General features: G+C 66.3%; 22 protein-coding genes and 2 pseudogenes. 17 read left to right on the forward strand and 7 right to left on the reverse strand.

What is annotated here, in order from left to right; translation table 11 throughout:
* Positions 1-78 precede the first annotated feature (78 nt).
* The gene (locus tag G4Q83_RS02645; protein ID WP_128419633.1) at positions 79-882 is read left to right on the forward strand and encodes a MetQ/NlpA family ABC transporter substrate-binding protein; all 804 of its coding nucleotides are present in this window, start codon (positions 79-81) and stop codon (positions 880-882) included.
* Between the two features lie 24 nt (positions 883-906).
* Here the strand turns inward: G4Q83_RS02645 and G4Q83_RS02650 are convergent, their stop codons facing one another.
* The 3 genes from G4Q83_RS02650 to G4Q83_RS02660 form a co-directional block, all read right to left on the reverse strand.
* Positions 907-1488 (reverse strand): hypothetical protein, encoded by a 582-nt coding sequence (locus G4Q83_RS02650; RefSeq protein WP_128419632.1) that lies wholly within the window; start codon positions 1486-1488, stop codon positions 907-909.
* 121 nt (positions 1489-1609) lie between these two features.
* Positions 1610-2077: a hypothetical protein gene (locus G4Q83_RS02655; protein WP_246432253.1), complete on the reverse strand. Its 468-nt coding sequence runs from the start codon at positions 2075-2077 to the stop codon at positions 1610-1612.
* Positions 2078-2740: 663 nt separating this feature from the next.
* Positions 2741-3373: an OmpW/AlkL family protein gene (locus tag G4Q83_RS02660; RefSeq protein WP_128419631.1), complete on the reverse strand. Its 633-nt coding sequence runs from the start codon at positions 3371-3373 to the stop codon at positions 2741-2743.
* Between the two features lie 257 nt (positions 3374-3630).
* On the opposite strand from G4Q83_RS02660, the gene G4Q83_RS02665 reads away from it, so the two are divergent.
* A complete protein-coding gene (locus G4Q83_RS02665) occupies positions 3631-4089 on the forward strand; it encodes a DNA-deoxyinosine glycosylase (RefSeq protein WP_246432359.1) in 459 nt (152 codons plus the stop codon).
* A 6-nt stretch (positions 4090-4095) separates the two neighbouring features.
* Here the strand turns inward: G4Q83_RS02665 and G4Q83_RS02670 are convergent.
* Positions 4096-4849, reverse strand: a pseudogene (locus G4Q83_RS02670) (hypothetical protein).
* A 220-nt stretch (positions 4850-5069) separates the two neighbouring features.
* Between G4Q83_RS02670 and aceF the strand changes: the two are divergent.
* The 3 genes from aceF to G4Q83_RS02685 all read left to right on the forward strand — a co-directional run bounded on the left by aceF (position 5070) and on the right by G4Q83_RS02685 (position 9125).
* Positions 5070-6809: a dihydrolipoyllysine-residue acetyltransferase gene (gene aceF, locus G4Q83_RS02675; protein ID WP_128419629.1), complete on the forward strand. Its 1740-nt coding sequence runs from the start codon at positions 5070-5072 to the stop codon at positions 6807-6809.
* Between the two features lie 135 nt (positions 6810-6944).
* Positions 6945-8750, forward strand: coding sequence for a dihydrolipoyl dehydrogenase (gene lpdA / locus G4Q83_RS02680; protein WP_128419628.1), 1806 nt, complete (start codon positions 6945-6947; stop codon positions 8748-8750).
* Positions 8751-8843: 93 nt separating this feature from the next.
* Positions 8844-9125: a hypothetical protein gene (locus tag G4Q83_RS02685; protein ID WP_128419627.1), complete on the forward strand. Its 282-nt coding sequence runs from the start codon at positions 8844-8846 to the stop codon at positions 9123-9125.
* A 164-nt stretch (positions 9126-9289) separates the two neighbouring features.
* Here the strand turns inward: G4Q83_RS02685 and G4Q83_RS02690 are convergent, their stop codons facing one another.
* Positions 9290-10117 carry a hypothetical protein gene (locus G4Q83_RS02690; RefSeq protein WP_128419626.1) on the reverse strand — a complete coding sequence of 276 codons (828 nt, stop codon included), beginning with the start codon at positions 10115-10117 and terminating at the stop codon, positions 9290-9292.
* 436 nt (positions 10118-10553) lie between these two features.
* Here G4Q83_RS02690 and G4Q83_RS02695 point away from each other — a divergent pair, with 436 nt between their 5' ends.
* The 11 genes from G4Q83_RS02695 to G4Q83_RS02745 all read left to right on the forward strand — a co-directional run bounded on the left by G4Q83_RS02695 (position 10554) and on the right by G4Q83_RS02745 (position 19927).
* Positions 10554-10919 carry an ATP synthase subunit I gene (locus tag G4Q83_RS02695; RefSeq protein WP_128419625.1) on the forward strand — a complete coding sequence of 122 codons (366 nt, stop codon included), beginning with the start codon at positions 10554-10556 and terminating at the stop codon, positions 10917-10919.
* Positions 10920-10946: 27 nt separating this feature from the next.
* Positions 10947-11741: a F0F1 ATP synthase subunit A gene (gene atpB / locus G4Q83_RS02700; RefSeq protein WP_128419624.1), complete on the forward strand. Its 795-nt coding sequence runs from the start codon at positions 10947-10949 to the stop codon at positions 11739-11741.
* A 76-nt stretch (positions 11742-11817) separates the two neighbouring features.
* A complete protein-coding gene (gene atpE / locus G4Q83_RS02705) occupies positions 11818-12117 on the forward strand; it encodes a F0F1 ATP synthase subunit C (RefSeq protein WP_128419623.1) in 300 nt (99 codons plus the stop codon).
* A 116-nt stretch (positions 12118-12233) separates the two neighbouring features.
* The gene (locus G4Q83_RS02710; protein ID WP_128419622.1) at positions 12234-12704 is read left to right on the forward strand and encodes a F0F1 ATP synthase subunit B; all 471 of its coding nucleotides are present in this window, start codon (positions 12234-12236) and stop codon (positions 12702-12704) included.
* 1 nt (position 12705) lies between these two features.
* Entirely contained in the window at positions 12706-13233 is a 528-nt protein-coding gene (locus tag G4Q83_RS02715; protein ID WP_128419621.1) for a F0F1 ATP synthase subunit delta, read from the forward strand.
* Positions 13234-13377: 144 nt separating this feature from the next.
* Complete coding sequence (gene atpA, locus G4Q83_RS02720) at positions 13378-14925, forward strand: F0F1 ATP synthase subunit alpha (RefSeq protein ID WP_128419620.1); 1548 nt, start codon at positions 13378-13380, stop codon at positions 14923-14925.
* Between the two features lie 148 nt (positions 14926-15073).
* Entirely contained in the window at positions 15074-15937 is an 864-nt protein-coding gene (atpG, locus tag G4Q83_RS02725; protein WP_128419619.1) for a F0F1 ATP synthase subunit gamma, read from the forward strand.
* 133 nt (positions 15938-16070) lie between these two features.
* A complete protein-coding gene (atpD, locus tag G4Q83_RS02730; protein ID WP_128419618.1) occupies positions 16071-17477 on the forward strand; it encodes a F0F1 ATP synthase subunit beta in 1407 nt (468 codons plus the stop codon).
* A gap of 166 nt (positions 17478-17643) precedes the next feature.
* Positions 17644-18066, forward strand: a complete 423-nt coding sequence (locus G4Q83_RS02735; protein ID WP_128419617.1) for a F0F1 ATP synthase subunit epsilon — start codon at positions 17644-17646, stop codon at positions 18064-18066.
* 321 nt (positions 18067-18387) lie between these two features.
* Positions 18388-18960, forward strand: a complete 573-nt coding sequence (locus tag G4Q83_RS02740; RefSeq protein ID WP_128419616.1) for a chorismate mutase — start codon at positions 18388-18390, stop codon at positions 18958-18960.
* Positions 18961-19172: 212 nt separating this feature from the next.
* A protein-coding gene (locus tag G4Q83_RS02745; RefSeq protein ID WP_425509728.1) for an IS5 family transposase occupies positions 19173-19927 on the forward strand; the annotation gives its coding sequence in 2 pieces (ribosomal slippage) (positions 19173-19472 and positions 19475-19927; 753 coding nt in all).
* 9 nt (positions 19928-19936) lie between these two features.
* Here G4Q83_RS02745 and G4Q83_RS02750 read toward each other — a convergent pair.
* Positions 19937-20320 carry a GtrA family protein gene (locus G4Q83_RS02750; RefSeq protein WP_128421956.1) on the reverse strand — a complete coding sequence of 128 codons (384 nt, stop codon included), beginning with the start codon at positions 20318-20320 and terminating at the stop codon, positions 19937-19939.
* A 140-nt stretch (positions 20321-20460) separates the two neighbouring features.
* Here G4Q83_RS02750 and glmU point away from each other — a divergent pair, with 140 nt between their 5' ends.
* Positions 20461-21825 (forward strand): bifunctional UDP-N-acetylglucosamine diphosphorylase/glucosamine-1-phosphate N-acetyltransferase GlmU, encoded by a 1365-nt coding sequence (gene glmU / locus G4Q83_RS02755; RefSeq protein ID WP_128421957.1) that lies wholly within the window; start codon positions 20461-20463, stop codon positions 21823-21825.
* A gap of 82 nt (positions 21826-21907) precedes the next feature.
* On the opposite strand, the pseudogene G4Q83_RS02760 reads toward glmU, so the two are convergent.
* Positions 21908-22706 (reverse strand): annotated as a pseudogene (locus G4Q83_RS02760) (IS5 family transposase).
* Positions 22707-22721 lie beyond the last annotated feature (15 nt).

A 22721-nucleotide genomic window follows, 5' to 3' on the forward strand; every position in this document is an offset into this window, starting at 1 on the left:
CACATCGCGGCCGGGTCTGCTAGCGTGCCCGCAGACCCGCCCGCGCCATTCTTTTTCCCACGTTTCCGGATGCCTGCCATGAACAACCTCCCGTTTCGTCTGCTGCTCGCCACCGCCGTGCTGGCCCTGGCCGCCTGCGGGACGTCCACGTCCGGCGCCGACAACGGCCGGCTCAGCGTCGCCGCCACCGCGGTGCCGCACGCGGAAATCCTGGAGGTGGTCAAGCCGCTGCTGGCCAAGCAGGGCGTGACCCTGGAGGTGCGCGTGTTCAACGACTACGTGCAGCCCAACGACCAGGTGGTGCAGAAGCAGATCGACGTGAACTACTTCCAGACCGCGCCGTACCTGGACGCCTACAACCGCGATCGCAAGAGCGACCTGGTCGCCGTGATCGGCGTGCACATCGAGCCGTTCGGCGCCTATTCGCGCCGCGTCAAGTCGCTGGCCGAACTGCCGCAGGGCGCCGACGTGGTGATCCCCAACGATCCCAGCAACAACAGTCGCGCGCTGATCCTGCTCGACAAGGCCGGGGTCATCAAGCTCAAGGATCCGGGCAACGCGTTGTCCACCCAGCGCGACATCGCCGCCAACCCGAAACAGCTGAAGTTTCGCGAGCTGGATTCGGCGATGCTGCCGCGGGTGCTGGACCAGGTCGACCTGGCGCTGATCAACACCAATTACGCGCTCGACGCCGGGCTCAATCCCACCCGCGACGCGCTGGCGATCGAAAGCAAGGACTCGCCGTACGTGAACTTCCTGGTCGCGCGCGCCGACGACAAGGACGACCCGCGCGTGCAGAAACTGGCCAAGGCGCTGACCAGCCCCGAGGTCAAGGTGTTCATCCAGCACAAGTACCAGGGCGCGGTGCTGCCGGCGTTCTGAACGCTGGCAGCCGTTGTTCCGGGATCATTTGAGCGATTTTGCGGCTTCAAGCGTTTGTTTATCAGCGGGCGCGATGTGAATGCTGCTCAGGCATTGCGGGTTGCTCTGCGGGAACGAAAATTCCACTTTTCCCCGACTCTTCGCTACGGACAACGTCAATACTTCCGAGTCGCTTTGCCCTCTCGGCACGTTTGAAACAAGATATTTGGAGTATCGGTTTTTGAAGTCTTGGCGAGAGATGCAAGAGCCTTCCAGGTTGAGTGTTACCGAAGTTATCCTGCTTGCATCGGGCGATATCCGGATCGACGACTCTCTGGCAACCAAGCGGTCGCCTATTTTCAATTTGCCTCCATCAATGATGGATGTCTTGCCTGCGCCAAGAGATATTGGATTTGAAATGTGGTCGCCAGGCCACGAATCGATGAATTGCGAAGGTGTTTCCATCATTTGGCTCGAAATATGTTCCGTGAACTCAAAGACGCGATCGGCATCTGCTGATGTCGCCCTGCTTTGGCCATCTTCTGCGTGAGCTGGTGGAGTCATAAAATTCAGCAGGGATGCTAGGAGAAAATGAAATACGGAGAAATTTTTAAGGAATTTTGTCATACTGTTCTCCGTAATAGTCGTTATAGTTCTGCCCAGTGGTTGAGGTGATATTATTGTCGCAAAAGGTTTTTCCTGCATTCGATGCTACGTTGGGTCCTCCGGCATAATAGCTCGCGAAGAGTTATTCTGTATTCGATGCGGCCAGCTTGATGTCGGCGCTATTCTGTGGAAAATTCCATATTTCATTTCTTGCGGTAATATTGTTTATTACGGCCAATCCCTCCATTTTGCAAGCTTCATCTATATATGCTTGGCGAGTTGTCACTGGAAACGAGTAGTTGAAGTTGACGTGGCCGAATTCATGGGCCAGGGCCGACACTCTAAAGTACAGCTGAGGAACGTCCTGGCTATCGCAACTATAGTGTTGAATATAAGCAATCTTGGCTATTGTGTCTGTATAGTTGGCCGGGCCGTAAGCTATTGTGTAAGTAGTGTTGTTATTGATTTGATTGGTGAGAGTCGTTGATCCGGACGCTATGAAGTCAACGCAGGTTCCAAGCCCTGTGTGCGGCGTGTTTGTTTGGCCGCTAGCTTCAAGACTTATCAGTGCAAGAAAAAATAGAGCTGGTGGGTAGTATCTTATTTTCATGTAATGTCCTTTTTCATGATTTCCACAGGTTGCATTTTTTACTCTTGCCAACGTAGCGTAGGTTTTCTAGTCGGGTCGAAATGAGAGATTGATCAATAAATGGCCATGGGGTCCGTCAGGCTTCTATCGTGCAGGCAGCGGCAGTCGAACCTGTAACCTGTAGTTGACTTGGGACAGTTCGAGATCAGGGACTGCCAGCGTTTGCATGGCCGCGGTCGGTTCGGAAGATGGCCGGTGAGTGTCCACGAAACAGCCCATGCAAGGCGCCAGGCCCAGCGCTTGTCCACATTGATGTGCTCAAGCACACACTGGTCTGCCTCGTGTTTGTTGGAGCGGCCGGCGTTTTCCCTGGCCGATCTTCATTGCCTCGGTGTGCGGATGCGTCCAGTCCAACAGCCGTTCGAGACGGCCGTTCTCAGTCGAGGCAGGTCAGTCTCGAAATAGGGTATGACGCTGTTCGGCGCATGATGCTGGCCGTCCTGGTTTGGCGTTTCCCGTCGTGCCTCTGCCGGTCGATGTCATCCCCACCCACTGTCCCAGATAGGCCGCCGCGGTCGCGGCCTTGAGCATCGTGCCATCAAAAGCAAGACCCCGACCGAGGCCGGGGTCTTTCAACCGTTCCGTGGGGGGCGCATACATCTGGCCCGCCCGAGGTAGACGCGCTTAGAAGCGCGCGCCGACGCCGAAGCTGACCAGCCACGGATCCAGCTTCAGGTCCTGGCCGGTGCCGTTGCCGGCGACCTGCAGTTCCGGACGCGAATGCATGTAGCGCGCATCGGCGCGCGCGAACCAGTTCGAATTGATGTTCATGTCCACGCCGACGGTGCCGATCGCACCCTTGGCGGTGTCCAGGCTCACGTGCTGGCCGCTGGCCGACAGGCCGTTGATCTTCTCGTTGCTGAAGTTGGACGCGTAGTAGCCGACGCCGACGAACGGACGGAACACGTTGTCCGCCTGGCCGAAGTGGTACTGGCCGCTCAGCGCCAGCGGCTGTTGTTCGACGCTACCGACCTTGCCCACGCCGCTGGAGCTGACGCGGTGGTTGAACTTGTCGGCCGCGCCCCACAGTTCGAGCGCCCAGTTGTCGTTGATCAGCCAGCTGGCGCTGATGGTCGGCGCCGGGCCGCCGTCGACGTCGAGGCCGTTGGCCGGCTTGGAATGGGGGTCGAGCAGGGTCGCGCTGCCGACGACGGCAAAGCGCTTGCCGGATGCGGTGTCGCCATCCTGCGCAAACGCGGCGGGCGCGAACGCAAGGGCGGAAACGACAGCCAGACTCAGAGTTTGAATGGACCGCATGGGAATCTCCTCAATCTTTTTTTTGTGGGGCCACAGGAGTGGGCGTGCACACCGTATCGATGCGAAGATGAATCGACGCCGACCTCGGTCGAGCGAATGCGAGCCTTGTTCAGACACACGCGTCCGATGCCTGAAATAACGAGGTTTTAAGACTTGGCGACATTCATCGAGGTGGGTTCGACGTGACGACGGACGCCGTGTCGCGCGGCTTGCCCGCGCAGATTCGCGACGATTGCCGGGTGCTGATTCTCGGCTCCATGCCCGGCGCGCTGTCGCTGCAGCTCGCGCGCTACTACGCCCATCCGCGCAACCGCTTGTGGCCATTGCTGGGCGGGTTGTGCGGTTTCGATCCGCAGCTGGACTATCACGCGCGCCTGCAGGCAGCGCACGCCTGCGGCGTGGGCCTATGGGACGTGATCGGCCAGTGTCGGCGCAGCGGCAGCCTGGATACGGCGATCGTGCGCGGCAGCGAAGTGCCCAATCCCTTGCCTGCGCGCATCGCGCAGTTGTCGCAGTTGCGTGCGATCGCCTGCAACGGCGCCGCGGCGGCGAACGCGTTCGCGCGTTTCGTGCAGCCGCAGCTGGCGCCGCGGGAGCCGCCGCCGGCGGTGCTGGCGCTACCCTCGACCAGTCCGGCCAATGCCGCCTTCTCGCTGGCAAGGCTGCAGCAGGCGTGGGCGCCGCTGCAGGTGTGGCTCACGCCAGCGCCCACCTAGCCCGGATCAGGGCACTGCGTGCCGCGACGCGCGCAACCGCAGCCACAGCGTCTGCACCAGCAGCGCCGCGGCCAGCGCCAGCGCCACCCAGGCCGCGCTGCGCGCACCGTCCAGGCCGCTGCCGGCCTGCTTGACGTAGACCGCGGCCAGCGCCCACAGCGCCGCCGCGACATAGGCCAGGTTGCCGCGCATCGCCCGGTTCAGGCCGAGCAGCAGCGCACCGGCCAGCGCGAACAGCAGCAGGCTCCACGGCAGCATGTGCGTGATGGACAGCCACTGGTAGGCGACGATCACCTGCGCGGTGTTCAGGAACGCGGCCAGCGACAGCCAGCCGGCGTGCAGCGACAGCGGCAGCCACGCCCACAGCGCCTGCCATGGCTCGGCGTGCGCGTCGCGCGACAGGCGCAGCGCGGCCAGCGCCAGGCAGGCCAGCGCCGCCCAGATCACCGCCAGCGCCAGCAGGAAGTGCTGCTGCGAGAACACCGGCATCCACAGCGCGGTGAGACCGAAACCCAGCGCCGCCGGCAGCCGCACCTGCGCCAGCGTGCCGTGGCGCCGCCGCCGCGGCGACAGCTGCCACAGGCCGAAGGCCAGGTCGAGCAGGAAGATCCCCCCAGATCGCGAACGCGTAGCCGGCGGCGACGATCAGGGTCGGGTAGCGGTCGGAGATGGCGCCATTGGTCGGGCCGAACGCGCCGCGCTGCGAGAACCAGGCGACCAGCGGCATCGCCAGTGCCATCAGTAGCACGAACACACGCATGGCGATACTCCGACGAAGGTGCGGCGCATCCTAGGGACTGGGCCGTGAAGGCTGCGCGCCCCGGCGGCGCGACAGCGCGCCTGCGTAAAGGGCGCCGCGAACGCCTGCGCAGGCGCCTCCCGGCGCCACGGCGCGGGCTTTTTTGCCGGTAAAGGTTGGCGCTGCGGCTGGGGGCCGCCACAATAGGGGTTTCCCCTCATCAGTTGCCGGAGTTGCCCGCATGGCCGAAATCAAGGAAGCACTTGTCCCCGATATCGGTGACTACAGCGACGTCCCGGTCATCGAAGTGCTGGTGGCGGTCGGCGACACGGTGAAGAAGGACCAGAGCCTGGTCACCCTGGAGTCGGACAAGGCGACGATGGAAGTGCCGTCGCCGTTCGCCGGCGTGGTCAAGGAGCTGAAGGTCAAGGTTGGCGACAGCCTGTCCGAAGGCAAGCTGGTGGCCTTGATCGAAGTGGCCGAGGACCGCGCCAGCGCCGCCGCGCCGGCCCCGGCGGCGGCCCCGGCCAAGGCCACGCCCGCCGCGGCCGCGCAGCAGGCGACCAAGCCGGCCCCGGCGGCCGGCGGCATCGTCGAGGCGCGCGTGCCGGACATCGGCGACTACAGCGACGTGCCGGTGATCGAGGTGCTGGTCGCGGTGGGCGACAGCGTGGTCAAGGATCAGAGCCTGGTCACCCTGGAGTCGGACAAGGCGACGATGGAAGTGCCCTCGTCGGTGGCCGGCGTGGTCAAGGAACTGAAGGTCAAGGTCGGCGACAGCCTGTCCGCGGGCAAGGTGGTGGCGCTGATCGAGGTGGCCGGGGCCAACGCCGGTGCCGCGGTCGAACCCAGCGCCGAGACCGGGGGCGGAGTCGAGTCGGTCCCTGTCTCGGCGGCGCCGGACAAGCTCGCCCAGCGCGAGATCGCGCAGGTGCAGACCTTGGCCCCGGCCAAGGCGACCGCCTCCGCGGCGTCGGCCGGCACCCCGAGCAGCCCGCCGGTGGCGTTCAACGCCGACAGCGTGCTGCCGCAGAAGGTGCCGTATGCCAGCCCGGCGGTGCGCGTGTTCGCGCGCGAACTGGGCGTGGACCTGCTCCAGGTCCGCGGCACCGAGCGGGGCGGGCGCATCGGCAAGGACGACGTGCAGCGCTACGTCAAGGCCGCGCTGGCCGGCGGCGCAGCGGCCACGGCCGGCGGCGGCGCGGCGGCCACCGGCGGCGGCAACGGCCTGAGCCTGCTGCCGTGGCCGAAGGTGGACTTCGCCAAGTTCGGCGAGGTCGAAGTCAAGCCGCTGTCGCGGATCAAGAAGATCTCCGGCGCCAACCTGGCGCGCAACTGGGCGATGATCCCGCACGTCACCCAGTTCGAGCAGGCCGACGTCACCGACCTGGAAGCGCTGCGCGTGGCGCTGAACAAGGAGAACGCCGCTTCCGATAAGAGCGGGGCCGGCATCAAGCTGACCATGCTCGCGTTCCTGCTCAAGGCCAGCGCCGCGGCGCTGAAGCGGTTCCCCGACTTCAACGCCTCGCTGGATGCGGCCGGCGAGCACCTGACCCTGAAGAAGTACTTCCACATCGGTTTCGCCGCCGACACCCCGAACGGGCTGGTGGTGCCGGTGATCCGCGACGTGGACAGCAAGGGCGTGGTCGAGCTGGCGCGCGAGAGCGGCGAGTTGGCCAAGAAGGCGCGCGACGGCAAGCTCGGCCCGGCCGAGATGAGCGGCGGCTGCTTCTCGATCAGCTCGCTGGGTGGCATCGGCGGCACCGCGTTCACGCCGATCGTCAACGCGCCGGAAGTGGCGATCCTGGGCGTGTCCAAGGCGGCGCTCCAGCCGGTGTGGAACGGCAAGGAATTCGTGCCGAAGTTGCTGCTGCCGCTGTCGCTGAGCTACGACCACCGCGTCATCGACGGCGCTGCGGCGGCGCGTTTCACCACCTACCTGAGCCAGGTGCTGGCGGACATGCGCCGCGTGCTGCTGTAAGCCCTGCCGCAACGGCGCCGCGCCCGGCGCGGCCCGTGTCGTCCCCCCCCACCTGCGTGCGCCGCGTCCATCGCGGCGCCGCCGTAGAACTGCAATCGCCCGTCGGCGCGCCGGCCGGGCCACAGGAGAAGCTGCATGGCGGTCATTGAGGTCAAGGTCCCGGATATCGGCGACTACAGCGAGGTGCCGGTCATCGAAGTGCTGGTCGCGGTTGGCGACACGGTGAAGAAGGACCAGGGCCTGCTGACCCTGGAGTCGGACAAGGCCACCCTGGAAGTGCCGTCGGCGGCGGCCGGGGTGATCAAGGAACTGAAGGTCAAGCTCGGCGACACCCTGTCCGAGGGCGCGGTGATCGCGCTGCTGGAGACCGAGGACGCCAGCGCGGCGCCCGCGGCCGCGCCTGCGCCGGCCAAGGCCGAGACGCCGGCCGCCAAGCCGCCGGTGGCGCCGTCGCATCGCGCCCCGGCCGAGCCGCCGGCGCCCAAGCCGGCGCTGTCCAGCGGCAAGCCGGCCGACATCGAATGCAGGATGGTCGTGCTCGGCGCCGGCCCCGGCGGCTACACCGCCGCGTTCCGCGCCGCCGACCTGGGCCTGGACACGGTGCTGATCGAGCGCTATGCCAGCCTCGGCGGCGTGTGCCTCAACGTCGGCTGCATCCCGTCCAAGGCGCTGCTGCACGCGGCCGCGGTGATCGACGAGGTCGCCCATGCCGGCGATTTCGGTGTGACCTTCGGCGCCCCCAAGATCGCCCTGGACACGCTGCGCGCCTACAAGGACGACGTGGTCGGCAAGCTCACCGGCGGCCTGGCCGGCATGGCCAGGCAGCGCAAGGTGCGCACCGTCACCGGCGTGGCCAGCTTCGTGTCGCCCAACGAGCTGGAGATCGTCGGCGCCGACGGCAAGATCCAGCTGCTGCGCTTCGAGCAGTGCATCATCGCCGCCGGTTCGCAGGCGGTGAAGCTGCCGAACTTCCCGTGGGACGACCAGCGGGTGATGGACTCCACCGACGCGCTGGAGCTGCAGGAGATCCCCAAGACCCTGCTGGTGGTCGGCGGCGGCATCATCGGCCTGGAAATGGCCACGGTGTACAGCGCGCTGGGCAGCAAGGTCACCGTGGTCGAGTTCATGGACCAGCTGATGCCGGGCGCCGACAAGGACTTGGTCAAGCCGTTGGCCGACCGGCTGAAGAAGCAGGGCGTGGAGGTCCATCTGAAGACCAAGGCCAGCCAGGTCAAGGCCGACAAGAAGGGCGTCACCGTGTCGTTCGAGGCCGCGGCCGAGGGCCAGACGCCGGCGCTGGGCGCGACCACCTACGACCGCGTGCTGGTCGCGGTGGGTCGTTCGCCGAACGGCAAGAAGATCGGCGCCGAGAAGGCCGGTGTGCACGTCACCGAGCGCGGCTTCATCCCGGTCGACCGGCAGATGCGCAGCAACGTGCCGCACATCTTTGCCATCGGCGACATCGTCGGCAACCCGATGCTGGCGCACAAGGCCACCCACGAGGGCAAGCTGGCCGCCGAAGTGGCCGCGGGCGAGAAGAAAGAGTGGGTCGCGCGGGTGATCCCATCGGTGGCCTATACCAACCCGGAAATCGCCTGGGTCGGCGTCACCGAGACCGAGGCCAAGGCCAAGGGCCTGAAGGTCGGCGTGGCCAAGTTTCCATGGGCGGCCAGCGGCCGCGCGATCGGCATCGGCCGCACCGAGGGCTTCACCAAGCTGATCTTCGACGAGCAGACCCACCGCGTCGTCGGTGGCGCCATCGTCGGCGTGCACGCCGGCGACCTGCTCGCCGAGATCGGCCTGGCGATCGAGATGGGCGCCGAGACCGCGGACATCGGCCACACCATCCACGCACACCCGACCCTGAGCGAATCGGTGGGCATGGCCGCCGAGGTCTACGACGGCACCATCACCGACCTGTACATCCCGAAGAAGAAGTAAGCGCCGCGCGGCGCTTGGCGATGCCGACGACGCCCCGCTTGCGGGGCGTCGTCGTTTCTGCGCGGCACCGGTGCCGCGGTTGAGGAGAATGCGATGCGCGAGATGCCGCTGTGCCCCGAACTGCAGGCGCTGCTGGAGAGCGCGAACTGGGCAAGGGCAACCGCATGCGGGAGGGAGCCGCCGCACCGGACCGATTGGCCCGACTCCGGTTCGGTGTTCGTGGCCTTGAAACACGATCTGCGCAGTGCGGTGGGCGACCTGCCTGCCGCGGTACGCCATTCGGTGTGCCGCGATCCGCACTACGGCTGGCGCGAGGCGTGCTATTGCGAGATTCACCGGCACCTGTTGGTGGCGGGCGTGACCAAGCCGCCGTGAGCGGCGTTCCGGCGCACCCGGGCCGCCGTCTGTGCCTCCATGCGCACTGACCACAAGCAAGCCCGTCCATCCAACCGCCACAACGACAGAACCCCGCATCGCTGTGGGGTTCTGCATGAAACTGCTTGCGAGTCCCGAGTCCCGAGTCCCGAGTCCCGAAGGGATCAGAATGCGACGGTCACGCCGGCCACCGGGCCCTTGAACTCCTGCTTCAGGCCGACGCCCGTCAGCGATCTGGCGTTGGAGTCGGTCTTGCGGTCCACGTCCAGCTTGAACCAATCGTAGCCGGCGAAGAGGCCGAAGTTCCTGGTGAAGTGGTATTCGACGATCGCGTTGGCGCGGCTCAGGTCGCCGTCGTACTTGTCGAAGCTGCCCCACTTGGTGTTGAGGTACTGGCCCTGCACGCTGAACAGCCAATGCTCGCCCGGGTGCGCGGAGAAACGGACGCCCACCACCGGTGCGGCGCCGTCCTCGCGGTCGTCGATCGCGTCGCCGCGGTACAGCGCGCCCAGGTCGGCGTAGGCGTTGGCCTCGACCCTGGCGTACTCGGCGCCGATCTGCAGGCCCAGGTTGTAGGTGGGCGCGTCGATGGCGGCGTAGTCGTAGACCAGGCTGGCGACCTGGTATTTGAGCTCGCCCTTGATGAAGCTGCCGGCCGGCACGGTGGTGCCGTTGTAGCTCACGTCCTGGCCCAGGCTTTCGCGGCGGTCCTTGTCGTACTTGAAGTAGTCGAAGATCAGGCGCGGGCGGGTGCTCAGGCGGAACGCGCCATCGACGCGCGGCTCCCACTCCTTGCCGCCGAAACCGAAGTCCTGGGCGCCGGAGATCTGCTGGCCGTCGACCGTGGTGCGGCCGCGCAGGGTGTTGCTGTTGTCGATGTTCATCGCGCCCAGACGTAGAGTGAAGCGGTCGTCGGGATCGGCGGCGTGCACGGGGAGGGCATAGGCGGCGGCGAGCGCGCACGGCAACGCCAGGGCAAGCAGGTGTTTCATAAAAGGCAAAAGCTCCGTCATTGGAGATGGATGCGCCGATGGCCAACGCCACGGCGCGCGCGCCTATCCTTAAGGCCATGTCCATCATTCGTGAAAGTATGGGGAAGGCGGTGCGGCGTCCATCCCGGATCGGACGCATCAATGAAGAGCCCCGGTTGCCCGGGGCTCCATGGGCCTGCGCTGAGAATCGACGAGGATTGGGCGCAGTCCCTGCGGGACGGAACCCGCCGGCGCGGAATGGTTCCCCGCAAATCCCTGCTGCATCGCATCCATCATGGGTCCGGCCGGCGGCGGCGTGGTATGGTCTGCGGCCGGACGCGTTGCGGGATGGTCGCGACCTTTGGCGGTTGTCTCGTCAATTGTCCCATTGCTATACTCCCGCGGCTAGAACGGACGCGAAGACGTCCCCAATCCACCACCAACTGCAGGATTTTCTGTGCTGAACTCCGTTGATGCGGGTCGGCGGCTGATGCTGCGCGCAGCGGTTTACCCGCTGCTGGCGGTGGCGGTGGTGTCCCTGGCGTTCCTGCTGCTGGGGCCGAGTTACGCCGTGGGCGCCGCCGCGACCGGGCTGGCGACGGTGGCGGGCGGGTGGCTGGCGGCACGCACCGCGTTGGGCGGCGGCGTGCAGGCGGCAGGCGCGGCGATGGCGCGGCTGATCGTCGCCATGGTGCTGAAGTGGGTGTTGGTGTTCGCGGTGCTGGCGCTGGGCTTTGCCTGGTGGCGGCTGCCTCCTCTGGCCCTGCTGGCGGGTATCGCCGTCGGGCTGATGTTCCAGGTTCTGGCTCTGGCCAGACGTTGATCGAATCACGATAAAGGCTCAGGACTCATGGCGGGCGAGGCAGCAACCCCTACCTCCTACATCCAGCACCACCTGCAGAACCTCACCTTCCAGGTGCAGGAAGGCGGTTTCTGGCAAATCCATGTCGACACGCTGGTCATGTCGGTGTTGATGGGCCTGTTGATGGTGTTCGGCTTCTGGCTGGCCACGCGCAAGGCCACCGCCGGCGTGCCGGGCAAGTGGCAGGCGTTCGTGGAGATCCTGCTCGAGTTCGTCGACCGCCAGGCCAAGGACACCTACCACGGCACCAGCAAGCTGGTGACCCCGATCGCGATCACCCTGTTCTTCTGGATCTTGATGATGAACCTCATCAAGATGATCCCGTCGGACTTCATGGCGATCCCGCTGAGCTGGGCCGGCGTGCACTACTGGAAGCCGGTGCCCACCGCCGATGTCAACGCCACCCTGGGCATGTCGATCAGCGTGTTCTTCCTGATGATCTTCTTCTCGCTGCGCGCCAAGGGCGCGGGCGGGATGACCAAGGAATTCCTGACCGCCCCGTTCGGCAAGTGGGCGCTGCCGTTCAACCTGCTCCTCAATGTCGTCGAGTGGCTGAGCAAGCCGATCTCGCTGGCGATGCGGCTGTTCGGCAACATGTTCGGCGGCGAGATCGTGTTCCTGCTGATCTGGGTGCTGGGCGGTGCCGGCATCGTCGGCGCGCTGGCCGGCGGCGCGTTCGGCTTCGGCTGGATGCTGTTCCACCTGCTGGTGATCCCGCTGCAGGCTTTCATCTTCATGATGCTGTCCATCGTGTACCTGAGCCTGGCGGAAGACAGCCACTGACGTTCCTGCTTCACGCGTTCCTGCAACCCTTCGTCCGATTCACCATCCTCAAGCAACTTTGTTCCTGGAGAAAACCATGTACTTCGCCGTCCTGACCAACCTCGCCCAAGTCCAGAGCTCCACCGTCCTCGCCGTCGGCATCATGATCGGGCTGGCCGCGCTGGGCGCCGGCCTCGGTCTGGCCATCATGTCCGGCAAGTTCCTGGAGTCGGCCGCGCGCCAGCCGGAACTCATCCCGGTGCTGCAGGTGCGCATGTTCATCACCGCCGGCCTGATCGACGCCGCGTTCATCATCAGCGTCGCGGTCGGCCTGCTGTTCGCGTTCGCCAATCCGATGGTCGGCGAGTTCGTGTCGCGCCTGCCGCAGGGCGGCTGATCCAGCAGCACCGACGGACGGCCGCAGCGATGCGGCCGCCGCTACGGATGAAGGTTCGGACGCGCCCGCCGCGATGGCGGCGCGTCCACCCCGTCACCTTTGGCTGAGCGTACCCAATGAATATCGGTCTCACCCTCTTTGCCCAGGCGCTGGCGTTTGCCGGTCTGATCTGGATCGTCGCCACCAAGATCTGGCCGCCGCTGTTGAAGGCCATCGAAGCGCGCCAACAGAAGATCGCCGAAGGCCTCGCCGCCGCCGATCGCAGCCAGAAGGATCTGGCGCAGGCGCAGGAAAAGGTCAACGAAGCGCTGAAGGACGCACGCGTCAAGGCCAACGAGATCATCGACCAGGCCCACGCGCGCGCCAACCAGATCGTCGAGGCGGCCAAGCACGAGGCGATCGCCGAGGCCAACCGGCAGAAGGACCTGGCCCAGGCCGAGATCGACGCCGCGGCCAACCGTGCGCGCGAGGACCTGCGTCGCCAGGTGTCGCAGCTGGCGGTCAGCGGTGCGGAAAAGCTGCTCAAGCGCGAAATCGACGCCAACGCCCACAAGGCGCTGCTCGACGCGCTGGCGGCGGAGATCTGAGATGAGCCAGGCCCTCACACTGGCGCGTCCGTACGCCCGCGCCGCGTTCGCCGCGGCCAGCGATGCCGGCAAGCTCGCGCCGTGGTCGCAGGCCCTGGCGTTCTCCGCGCAGGTCGCGGCCGATCCGCGCGTGGCCGCGTTGCTGCACAACCCGCAGCTGCAGCGCGAACAGGCGGTGGCGCTGCTGGCGCCGCAGGTGGCCGACGAGCAGTACGCGCGGTTCCTGAGCCTGCTGGCCGAAGGCCAGCGGCTGCCGCTGCTGCCCGAGATCGCCGGGCTGTACGATCAGCTGCGTGCCGAGGCCGAATGCGTGGTCAAGGCCAACGTGACCTCGGCCGCCGAGCTGAGCGAGGCGGAAGTGGCTTCGCTGAAGGTGGCGCTGAAGCAGCGCTTCGGCCGCGAGGTCGAGATCACCACGGCGGTGGATGCGTCGCTGATCGGCGGCGCGGTGATCGACGCCGGCGACGTGGTCATCGATGGCTCGCTGAAAGGCAAGCTGTCGCGCCTGCAATCCGCGCTGGCCCACTAAGAAGCGGGAATGGCGAATAGAGAAGAGAGAACCCGGCCCGGCGGCGACGCCACCTGCGATTCCCGATTCCCCATTCCCGATTCTCAAAGAAGCTAACCAAACGTCGCCTCCGCCCTTACGCGGGACGATCCGAAGGAAACCAAGATGGCAACCACGCTCAACCCCTCCGAAATCAGCGAACTGATCAAGCACCGCATCGAGCAGGTCAAGCTGGCCGCGGAGTCGCGCAACGAAGGCACGGTCACCAGCGTGTCCGACGGCATCGTGCGCATCTTTGGCCTGGCCGACGTGATGCAGGGCGAAATGATCGAACTGCCCAACGACACCTTCGCCCTGGCGCTGAACCTGGAGCGCGACTCGGTCGGCGCCGTGGTGCTCGGCGACTACGAGAACCTGCGCGAAGGCGACGTGGCCAAGACCACCGGCCGCATCCTGGAAGTGCCGGTGGGCAAGGAACTGCTCGGCCGCGTGGTCAACGCGCTGGGCGAGCCGATCGACGGCAAGGGGCCGCTGGGCGCCAGCGCGACCGCGCCGGTGGAGCGCGTGGCGCCGGGCGTGATCTGGCGCAAGTCGGTCGACCAGCCCGTGCAGACCGGCTACAAGTCGGTCGACGCGATGATCCCGATCGGCCGCGGCCAACGCGAGCTGGTCATCGGCGACCGCCAGACCGGCAAGACCGCGCTGGCGATCGATGCGGTGATCAACCAGAAGACCACCGGCATCAAGTGCGTGTACGTGGCGATCGGGCAGAAAGCCTCGACCGTGGCCAACATCGTGCGCAAGCTGGAAGAGAACGGCGCGCTGGCGCACACCATCGTGGTCGCCGCCACCGCCTCCGAATCGGCGGCGATGCAGTACATCAGCGCCTACGCCGGCTGCACCATGGGCGAGTATTTCATGGACCGCGGCGAAGACGCGCTGATCGTGTACGACGACCTGTCCAAGCAGGCCGTGGCCTACCGCCAGATCTCGCTGCTGCTGAAGCGCCCGCCGGGCCGCGAAGCGTATCCGGGCGACGTGTTCTACCTGCACAGCCGCCTGCTGGAGCGCGCCGCGCGCGTGTCCGAGGACTACGTCGAGCAGTTCACCAAGGGCGAGGTCAAGGGCAGGACCGGTTCGCTGACCGCGCTGCCGATCATCGAGACCCAGGCCGGCGACGTGTCCGCGTTCGTGCCGACCAACGTGATCTCGATCACCGACGGCCAGATCTTCCTGGAAACCGACCTGTTCAACGCGGGTATCCGCCCGGCGGTGAACGCGGGCATCTCGGTGTCGCGCGTCGGCGGCGCGGCGCAGACCAAGATCATCAAGAAGCTCTCCGGCGGCATCCGCATCTCGCTGGCGCAGTACCGCGAGCTGGCGGCGTTCGCGCAGTTCGCCTCGGACCTGGACGAAGCCACCCGCAAGCAGCTCGAGCGCGGCCAGCGCGTCACCGAGCTGATGAAGCAGAAGCAGTACCTGCCGATGTCCATCGCCAACCAGGCGCTGTCGATCTACGCGGTCAACGAAGGCTTCCTGGACGACGTGCCGGTCGCCAAGATCGGCGCGTTCGAGGAAGGTCTGCACGCGCATTTCGCCAACACCGCCGGCGAGCTGGTCGCCAAGGTCAACGACAGCGGCGACTGGAACGGCGAGATCGAGGCGGCGTTCAAGAAGGGCATCGGCGAGTTCAAGACCACCGGTAGCTGGTAAAGCGAGCCGGGACTCGGGACCGGGGACTGGGGACTCGCGAAAGCGGGTTCCCTGGTCCGGGGCACGAGATCCGGAAGAGGTAGAAACGATTCGTGCGCGGGCTTTTTCGAATCCCGCGTCCCGAGTCCCGAGTCCCGACGAGAAGAGCATGGCAGGCGGACGCGAAATCAAAACCAAGATCAAGAGCGTGCAGAACACCCGCAAGGTGACGCGCGCGCTCGAGATGGTCTCGGCCTCCAAGATCCGCAAGGCGCAGGATCGGATGAAGACCTCGCGGCCGTATGCGCAGGCGATGAAGCAGGTGATCGGGCATCTGGCGCAGGCCAGCACCGACTACACGCATCCGTTCCTGGTGCAGCGCGACGCGGTCGAGCGCGTCGGCTACATCGTGATCTCCTCCGATCGCGGCCTGGCCGGCGGCCTCAACAACAACCTGTTCCGCAAGATGCTGGGCGAAGTGCGCCAATGGCAGGACAAGGGCGCCGGCATCGACGTGGTCACCATCGGCCAGAAGGCCTCGGTGTTCTTCCGCCGGCTCAAGGTCGACATGGTCGGCAGCGTCGGCCACCTCGGCGACGTGCCGCGCGTGGAGCAGTTGGTCGGCGTGATCAAGGTGATGCTGGATGCGTTCACCGAGGGCAAGGTCGACCGCGTGTACCTGGTCTACAACCGCTTCGTGAACACGATGACGCAGAAGGCCAGCTTCGACCAGCTGCTGCCGCTGCCGCCGGCGGAGAACCAGGTCGCGCACCACGACTGGGACTACCTGTACGAGCCCGATGCCGCGACCGTGCTGGAGCACGTGATGACGCGCTACATCGAGTCGCTGGTGTACCAGGCGGTGCTGGAGAACGTGGCCTCCGAGCATGCCGCGCGCATGGTCGCGATGAAGGCCGCCAGCGACAACGCCAACAAGCTGATCAGCACCTTGCAGCTGATCTACAACAAGGCGCGGCAGGCGGCGATTACCCAGGAGATTTCCGAGATCGTCGGCGGTGCAGCGGCCGTCTGACGACGGCCGCGGGATCGGGGATTCGGGATTCGCAGAAGCAGCAGGCGCGCTTTACGCATCCCGACTCCCGAATCACGGATAGTGAAGGGCCGACTCGTCGGTCGATCGAATTAAGTTAACCGGAGCAGCAAACATGAGTCAGGGCAAGATCGTTCAGATCATCGGCGCGGTCGTCGACGTCGAATTCGCGCGTGCCGATGTGCCGAAGATTTACGACGCGCTGAAGGTCGAAGGCACCGCCATCACGCTGGAAGTGCAGCAGCAGCTGGGCGACGGCATCGTGCGCACCATCGCGCTCGGTTCCACCGACGGCCTCAAGCGCAACCTGGTGGCGACCAACACCGGCCGTGCGATCTCGGTGCCGGTCGGCCCGGGCACGCTGGGCCGGATCATGGACGTGCTGGGCCGCCCGATCGACGAGGCCGGCGAGGTGCAGGCCACCGACCATTGGGAGATCCACCGCGCCGCGCCGAGCTACGAAGACCAGTCCTCGGCCACCGAGCTGCTGGAAACCGGCATCAAGGTCATCGACCTGATGTGCCCGTTCGCCAAGGGCGGCAAGGTCGGCCTGTTCGGCGGCGCCGGCGTCGGCAAGACCGTCAACATGATGGAACTGATCAACAACATCGCCAAGGCGCACTCGGGCCTGTCCGTGTTCGCCGGCGTGGGCGAGCGGACCCGCGAGGGCAACGACTTCTACCACGAGATGAAGGACTCCAACGTCCTGGACAAGGTGGCGATGGTGTACGGCCAGATGAACGAGCCGCCGGGCAACCGCCTGCGCGTGGCGCTGACCGGCCTGACCATGGCCGAGTACTTCCGCGACGAGAAGGACGCGTCCGGCAAGGGCAAGGACGTGCTGCTGTTCGTCGACAACATCTACCGTTACACCCTGGCCGGCACCGAAGTGTCGGCGCTGCTGGGCCGCATGCCGTCGGCGGTGGGCTACCAGCCGACCCTGGCCGAGGAAATGGGCGTGCTGCAGGAGCGCATCACCTCGACCAAGACCGGCTCGATCACCTCGATCCAGGCCGTGTACGTGCCCGCGGACGACTACACCGACCCGTCGCCGGCGACCACCTTCGCCCACCTCGACTCGACCGTGGCGCTGTCGCGCAGCATTGCCTCGCTGGGCATCTACCCGGCGGTGGATCCGCTGGATTCCACCTCGCGCATGATGGATCCGAACGTGATCGGCCACGAGCACTACGACACCGCCCGCCGCGTGCAGATGACCCTGCAGAAGTACAAGGAACTGAAGGACATCATCGCGATCCTGGGCATGGACGAGCTGTCCGAAGAGGACAAGCAGTCGGTGTCGCGCGCGCGCAAGATCGAGCGTTTCTTCAGCCAGCCGTTCCACGTGGCCGAAGTGTTCACCGGCTCGCCGGGCAAGTACGTGTCGTTGAAGGACACCATCCGCGGCTTCAAGGGCATCGTCGACGGCGAGTACGACCACCTGCCGGAGCAGGCGTTCTACATGGTCGGCAGCATCGAGGAAGCGGTCGAGAAGGCCAAGAAGATGACCGAGAAGGCCTGATCCGGATGCCGGCCGCGTTGCGGCCGGCATCCCGGAGCGGGAATCGGGAATCGAGAATCGTAAAGGCGGGACACGTGGCATCCGAGGCATCGTGCAGTGGTGAAGAGCAGACAGCCTGCTTCCCCCATTCCCGGGTCCCGAGTCCCGCCTAACCCAGTGAGGCACCATGAGCACCATCCGTTGCGACATCGTCAGCGCCGAGCACGAGATCTACCACGGTGAAGCGACCCTGGTGGTCGCCACCGGCGAGCTGGGCGAGCTGGGCATCGCGCCCAAGCACGCGCCGCTGATCACCCGCCTCAAGCCCGGCAAGGTGGTGGTGACCACCGCCAGCGGCGAGCAGCTGGATTTCGCCATTTCCGGCGGCATCCTCGAGGTACAGCCGCAGGTGGTGACCATCCTGGCCGACACCGCGATCCGCGCGCAGGACATCGACGAGGCGTCGGTGCGCAAGGCCAAGGAAGAAGCCGAGCGCATGCTCGCCAACCGCGGCGAGGGCATCGACGTGGCCGAGGCGCAGGCCAAGTTGGCGGAAGTCACTGCGCAACTGCAGGCGTTGGAGCGCCTGCGCAAGACCCTCAAGCACTGAGCGGCAACGCGCCGGCGGGCGCGGCGCCCGATCGCGACGCAGACGCCGGCTGCCTGCCGGCGTTTTCGTTCGTGGCGTGCGCCGGGCGCAGGGGGAGCCGCGCCGTGGCCCCGGCCCGGCGAGCCCGCCGCAGCGCACCGGCGCGGCGCCGGCGCGAAACAGTGACGCGGCGCACGGCGCCGACTTTAATCGCCGCTGACTCGGCCGCGCGATCGCCAGACAACGGTGCCGCGGCGCAACGACAGCGCCCACTGGCTGCGGCAAGATGACCGCCCGCTCTGCACATCCTTCCCTCACGCAGACGGTCCCAGGAGAGCCACGATGACCGTTTACCTTCCTACTGAACTCACCCGCGCGCTGACCGCGCTGCTGGCCGGCGCCGTCCTGTTGGGCTGCGCCATGCCGGCGCGCAGCGCCACCGTGCTCGAACCGTTGCTCGACCGGATCGTCGAGCGCAACGCGATCGGCGACCAGGTCGCGCTGAGCAAATGGGACAGCGGCAAGCCGGTGCTGGATGCCACGCGCGAGGCGGCGGTGCTGGCCAGCGTGCGCGAACAGGCGTCGGCGCATGGCGTGGACGCGGACGATGCGGTGCGTTTCTTCGGCATGCAGATCGAGTCCAACAAGCTGGTGCAATACCAGTTGCTGGCGCGTTGGCGGCTGCGCGGCCGCGCTCCCGACCAGCCGCGCGCGGACTTGGCGGTGCTGCGCGAGCGCCTGAACCGGTTGCAGGGCGAGATGCTGGATGGCTTGCAGGCCAGTGCCGCGGCGCGGCGGGCAGCCGATTGCCCGGCCGCCACCGCGCGCGCGGCCGAAGCCTATGCGCTGCGCTGGCAACTGGACCAGGTGCATCGCACCGCGCTGGTGCGCAGCCTGGGCGATTTCTGCCGCTGAGCGGGGCGAGTGGGCCGCTCGTCCCCGATTGCACCTGCATGCGGCCTGCGCGGTCGAGCGCGTGCAGGCCGGGCTATCGACCGCCGCTGCCTTCATGTGGTGGGAGCGACTTCAGTCGCTCCCACCGCGAGCTCCGGCATGTCACCCCTAGGATCTGTCATCAATTGCTAGAATAGTGGATGCTTGTCGCCGCTTTACTCTCCGGCCCTGCAATGGCACGTCGCTACGCCCTGCGAGACGATCAGTGGGATCGCATCCGCGATCTGCTTCCCGGCCGAGCCGGCCATGTCGGCGTGACTGCCAAAGACAACCGGCTGTTCGTCGAAGCCGTGCTGTACCGCTACCGAGCCGGCATCCCCTGGCGCGATCTGCCTGAGCGCTTCGGCGATTTTCGCGTGATCCACCTGCGACATAGCCGCTGGAGCCGGTCCGGCATCTGGCACCAGGTGTTCCAGGCCTTGTCGAAAGACGCGGACAACGAGTACGCAATGATCGACAGCACCATCGTCCGGGCGCATCAGCACAGCGCCGGGGCAATAAGGGGGAGCGGCAAGCCATCGGACGCAGCCGCGGCGGACTGAGCAGCAAGATCCACGCGGTGGTCGATGCACTGGGCAATCCGCTGGCGTTTCATCTGACCGCAGGCCAGGCGTCGGATCTGGAAGGCGCAGATGCCTTGTTGCCGCCCTTGTCGGTGGGCGCATTGCTCGCTGACCGAGCCTACGACGCCAGCGCGCGCGTCATCGAGCCGATGCAGCGACAGGGGACCCAGATCGTCATCCCCTCCCACCCAACACGCAACGTGCAACGTGACTACGACCGGGTGCTGTACAGGGATCGACACTTGATCGAGAACTTCTTTGCCAAACTCAAGCAGTACCGAGCCATTGCGACCCGATACGACAAGACCGCCTGCAACTTCCTCGGCGCCATCTACTGGGCCGCCTCCGTCATTTTACTTAATTGATGACACGCCCTAGCGATACACCAGATGCCGACCCAGGAAGAACGACAGCACCGCCAGCACGCCTTCGACCACCGGCTTGGCCAGCCATGCCAGGCGCAGGCCCAGCGCGTCCACGCACAGCGCCACCAGCCAGGTGCTGAGCACGGTCAGCACGATCCACATCGCCATGAAGCGGCCGAAACGCCGCCAGCCCAGGCGCGCGCCGTTGCCGCCGGCGAAGGTGATGCGGCCGTTGAGCCAGAAGCCGAGCAGCGCGCCGCCCACGCGGCCGAGCACGTTGGCCGGGACCGTCGGCATGCCGGCGGCGGTCGCGGCGACGAACATGCTCCAGTCGACCAGCAGTTGCAGCAGCCCGATCAGCAGGAACTGACGGCCCTGGCGCAGCAGACCCATGGACGCCCCGGATTGAGATCAAGCGCGCATGCTAACGTCTGCCGCGCGGATGTAAATGCCGCGGCGCCGCCACGCCGCCGCCGCGTGACGTCCGCGCGGCAGCCTCTAGAATTCCGGTTCACCCAGAATGGAACCGTCCCATGAGCCTGCCCTTGCACGTCGTGATCCTGGCCGCCGGCGCTGGCAAGCGGATGAAGTCCGCCAAGCCCAAGGTGCTGCAGTCGATCGCCGGCCGGCCGATGCTGGCGCACGTGGTCGAGACCGCGCGCCGCCTGCAGCCGGCGGCGATCCATGTCGTCTACGGCCATGGCGGCGATGCGGTGCGCGCCGCCTTCGCCGACCAGCCGGACCTGCTGTGGGCCGAGCAGGCGCAGCAACTGGGCACCGGGCATGCGCTGCGGCAGGCGATGGCGGCGGTACCGGATGCGGCCACGACTCTGGTGCTGTACGGCGACGTGCCGTTGATCCGCGTCGACACCTTGTCGCGCCTGTTGCATTCGCCGGGGCGGCTGGCGGTGCTGGTGGCCGAACCCGAGGATCCCAGCGGTTACGGCCGCATCGTGCGCGACGCGGCGGGCAAGGTCGCTGCGATCGTGGAGCACAAGGAAGCCGACGACGAACAGCGCCGCATCCGTATCATCAACACCGGCATCGTCACCGCCGAGTCCACCGCGCTCAAGCGCTGGCTGGCGCAGCTGCGCGCCGACAACGCGCAGGGCGAGTACTACCTCACCGACGTGTTCGCCGCCGCTGCCGCCGAGTTCACGCCGGCGGAGATGGTGCTGGTGGCCGATCCGATCGAGGCCGAAGGCGCCAACGACCCGTGGCAGCTGGCGCAGCTGGAACGCGCCTGGCAGCTGCGTGCCGCGCGTGCGCTGTGCGAGCAGGGCGCGCAGCTGCTCGACCCGAACCGCCTCGACCAGCGCGGCCGGGTGCGGGTGGGCCGCGACGTGTGCATCGACGTGAACGTGGTGCTGGAGGGCGAAGTGGACCTGGCCGACGGGGTCAGCATCGGCCCATACGTGCGCTTGAAGGACGTGGTCCTGGGCCCGGGCACCGAAGTGCGCGCGCATTGCGACCTGGAAGGCGTGGTCACCGAGGGCGCGGTGCAGATCGGCCCGTTCGCGCGGCTGCGGCCGGGGACGGTGCTGGCCGACGGCGCGCACATCGGCAACTTCGTCGAGACCAAGAAGGCGGTGCTCGGCATCGGCAGCAAGGTCAACCACCTGAGCTATCTCGGCGATGCGGTGATCGGCAGCGGCGTCAACATCGGCGCCGGCACCATCACCTGCAACTACGACGGCGTGAACAAGTCGCAGACCACCATCGGCGACGGCGTCTTCGTCGGTTCCAACAGCGCCCTGGTGGCGCCGCTGCATATCGGCGACGGAGCGACCATCGGCGCCGGCTCGGTGATCACTCACGATGCGCCGGCCGGCCAGCTCACCGTGGCGCGCGCGCGGCAGAGCACCCACGAAGGCTGGAAGCGGCCAACGAAGAAGTAATCGGCGGCACGGCTCGGGCAGGCGCAGGCACCGCGTGGCCGCTTTTGCAACCTTAACTGGGCGTGCCGCGCTAAGAACCTGTTCACGATCTTTTGAGTAGTAGTGTCAGGCATGCCAGGTGGATGAACTGCAAGCTGGTGTTGAGCTTGCGCTCGCAGTTCTTCCATAGCCTTCGGTTCTTTTCCAGCCACGCAAAGCTGCGTTCGACGCTCCAGCGCTTGGGCATGACCTTGAAGGTGTGCAGTTCGCTGCGTTTGGCGATCTGCACCGTGACTTGCTTGCCCAGGATCTCTCGTACGCCTTCGGCGAACGGTTCTGCGGTATAGACGCTATCGCACAACAGGCTTTGCACGTGTCCCAGGTTCGGCTTGCAACGATCCAGGGATTGGAGCGCGCCTTTGCGGTCGGTCACTTCCGCCCTCGTCACCGCGACCGCATGCGGCAGGCCTTGGGTATCGACGGCGATGCGACGCTTGATCCCCAAGACCTTCTTGCCCGCGTCATAACCCTTCTGGCCGGCCGTGTCCGTGTTCTTCACGCTCTGTGCGTCCACGATCAAGAACGTGCTGCAAGCGTTGCGCCCCTGTCTCTGGCGGGCCGCGCCACCCTGATTTTTTGAGCGCCCGCTCCAGCAGGCTGACTCCTTCATCGTCTGTTTCGTTCCACTTGGCAAAGTAGCAGTGCACGGTGCGCCACTTCGGGAAGTCGCTGGGCAGCGCTCGCCACTGACAGCCGGTGCGCAGCAGGTACAGCACCGCGCACCACACGTCCTACAGATCCACGGTCCGTGGCTTGGTACGCTTGCGCGCCTGCTCCAGAATGGGGCGGATCTGCTCGAACCGCTCCCGGCTCATGTCACTCGGATACGTCTTTGTTCGCATCCGCAGAGTTTGCAC

The organism is Xanthomonas theicola (assembly GCF_014236795.1).
Lineage (GTDB): Bacteria > Pseudomonadota > Gammaproteobacteria > Xanthomonadales > Xanthomonadaceae > Xanthomonas_A > Xanthomonas_A theicola.

Bases quoted from the DNA above. Each gene is read 5' to 3' on its own strand.
- atpB (WP_128419624.1), top strand. From the start codon at position 10,947: ATGGCGGGCGAGGCAGCAACCCCTACCTCCTACATCCAGCACCACCTG.
- G4Q83_RS02740 (WP_128419616.1), top strand. From the start codon at position 18,388: ATGACCGTTTACCTTCCTACTGAACTCACCCGCGCGCTGACCGCGCTG.
- G4Q83_RS02710 (WP_128419622.1), top strand. From the start codon at position 12,234: ATGAATATCGGTCTCACCCTCTTTGCCCAGGCGCTGGCGTTTGCCGGT.
- atpA (WP_128419620.1), top strand. From the start codon at position 13,378: ATGGCAACCACGCTCAACCCCTCCGAAATCAGCGAACTGATCAAGCAC.
- G4Q83_RS02750 (WP_128421956.1), bottom strand. From the start codon at position 20,320: ATGGGTCTGCTGCGCCAGGGCCGTCAGTTCCTGCTGATCGGGCTGCTG.
- G4Q83_RS02650 (WP_128419632.1), bottom strand. From the start codon at position 1,488: ATGACAAAATTCCTTAAAAATTTCTCCGTATTTCATTTTCTCCTAGCA.
- G4Q83_RS02665 (WP_246432359.1), top strand. From the start codon at position 3,631: ATGCCCGGCGCGCTGTCGCTGCAGCTCGCGCGCTACTACGCCCATCCG.
- G4Q83_RS02655 (WP_246432253.1), bottom strand. From the start codon at position 2,077: ATGAAAATAAGATACTACCCACCAGCTCTATTTTTTCTTGCACTGATA.
- atpG (WP_128419619.1), top strand. From the start codon at position 15,074: ATGGCAGGCGGACGCGAAATCAAAACCAAGATCAAGAGCGTGCAGAAC.
- atpD (WP_128419618.1), top strand. From the start codon at position 16,071: ATGAGTCAGGGCAAGATCGTTCAGATCATCGGCGCGGTCGTCGACGTC.
- atpE (WP_128419623.1), top strand. From the start codon at position 11,818: ATGTACTTCGCCGTCCTGACCAACCTCGCCCAAGTCCAGAGCTCCACC.
- G4Q83_RS02690 (WP_128419626.1), bottom strand. From the start codon at position 10,117: ATGAAACACCTGCTTGCCCTGGCGTTGCCGTGCGCGCTCGCCGCCGCC.
- G4Q83_RS02645 (WP_128419633.1), top strand. From the start codon at position 79: ATGAACAACCTCCCGTTTCGTCTGCTGCTCGCCACCGCCGTGCTGGCC.
- G4Q83_RS02660 (WP_128419631.1), bottom strand. From the start codon at position 3,373: ATGCGGTCCATTCAAACTCTGAGTCTGGCTGTCGTTTCCGCCCTTGCG.
- lpdA (WP_128419628.1), top strand. From the start codon at position 6,945: ATGGCGGTCATTGAGGTCAAGGTCCCGGATATCGGCGACTACAGCGAG.
- glmU (WP_128421957.1), top strand. From the start codon at position 20,461: ATGAGCCTGCCCTTGCACGTCGTGATCCTGGCCGCCGGCGCTGGCAAG.
- G4Q83_RS02735 (WP_128419617.1), top strand. From the start codon at position 17,644: ATGAGCACCATCCGTTGCGACATCGTCAGCGCCGAGCACGAGATCTAC.
- G4Q83_RS02685 (WP_128419627.1), top strand. From the start codon at position 8,844: ATGCGCGAGATGCCGCTGTGCCCCGAACTGCAGGCGCTGCTGGAGAGC.
- aceF (WP_128419629.1), top strand. From the start codon at position 5,070: ATGGCCGAAATCAAGGAAGCACTTGTCCCCGATATCGGTGACTACAGC.
- G4Q83_RS02715 (WP_128419621.1), top strand. From the start codon at position 12,706: ATGAGCCAGGCCCTCACACTGGCGCGTCCGTACGCCCGCGCCGCGTTC.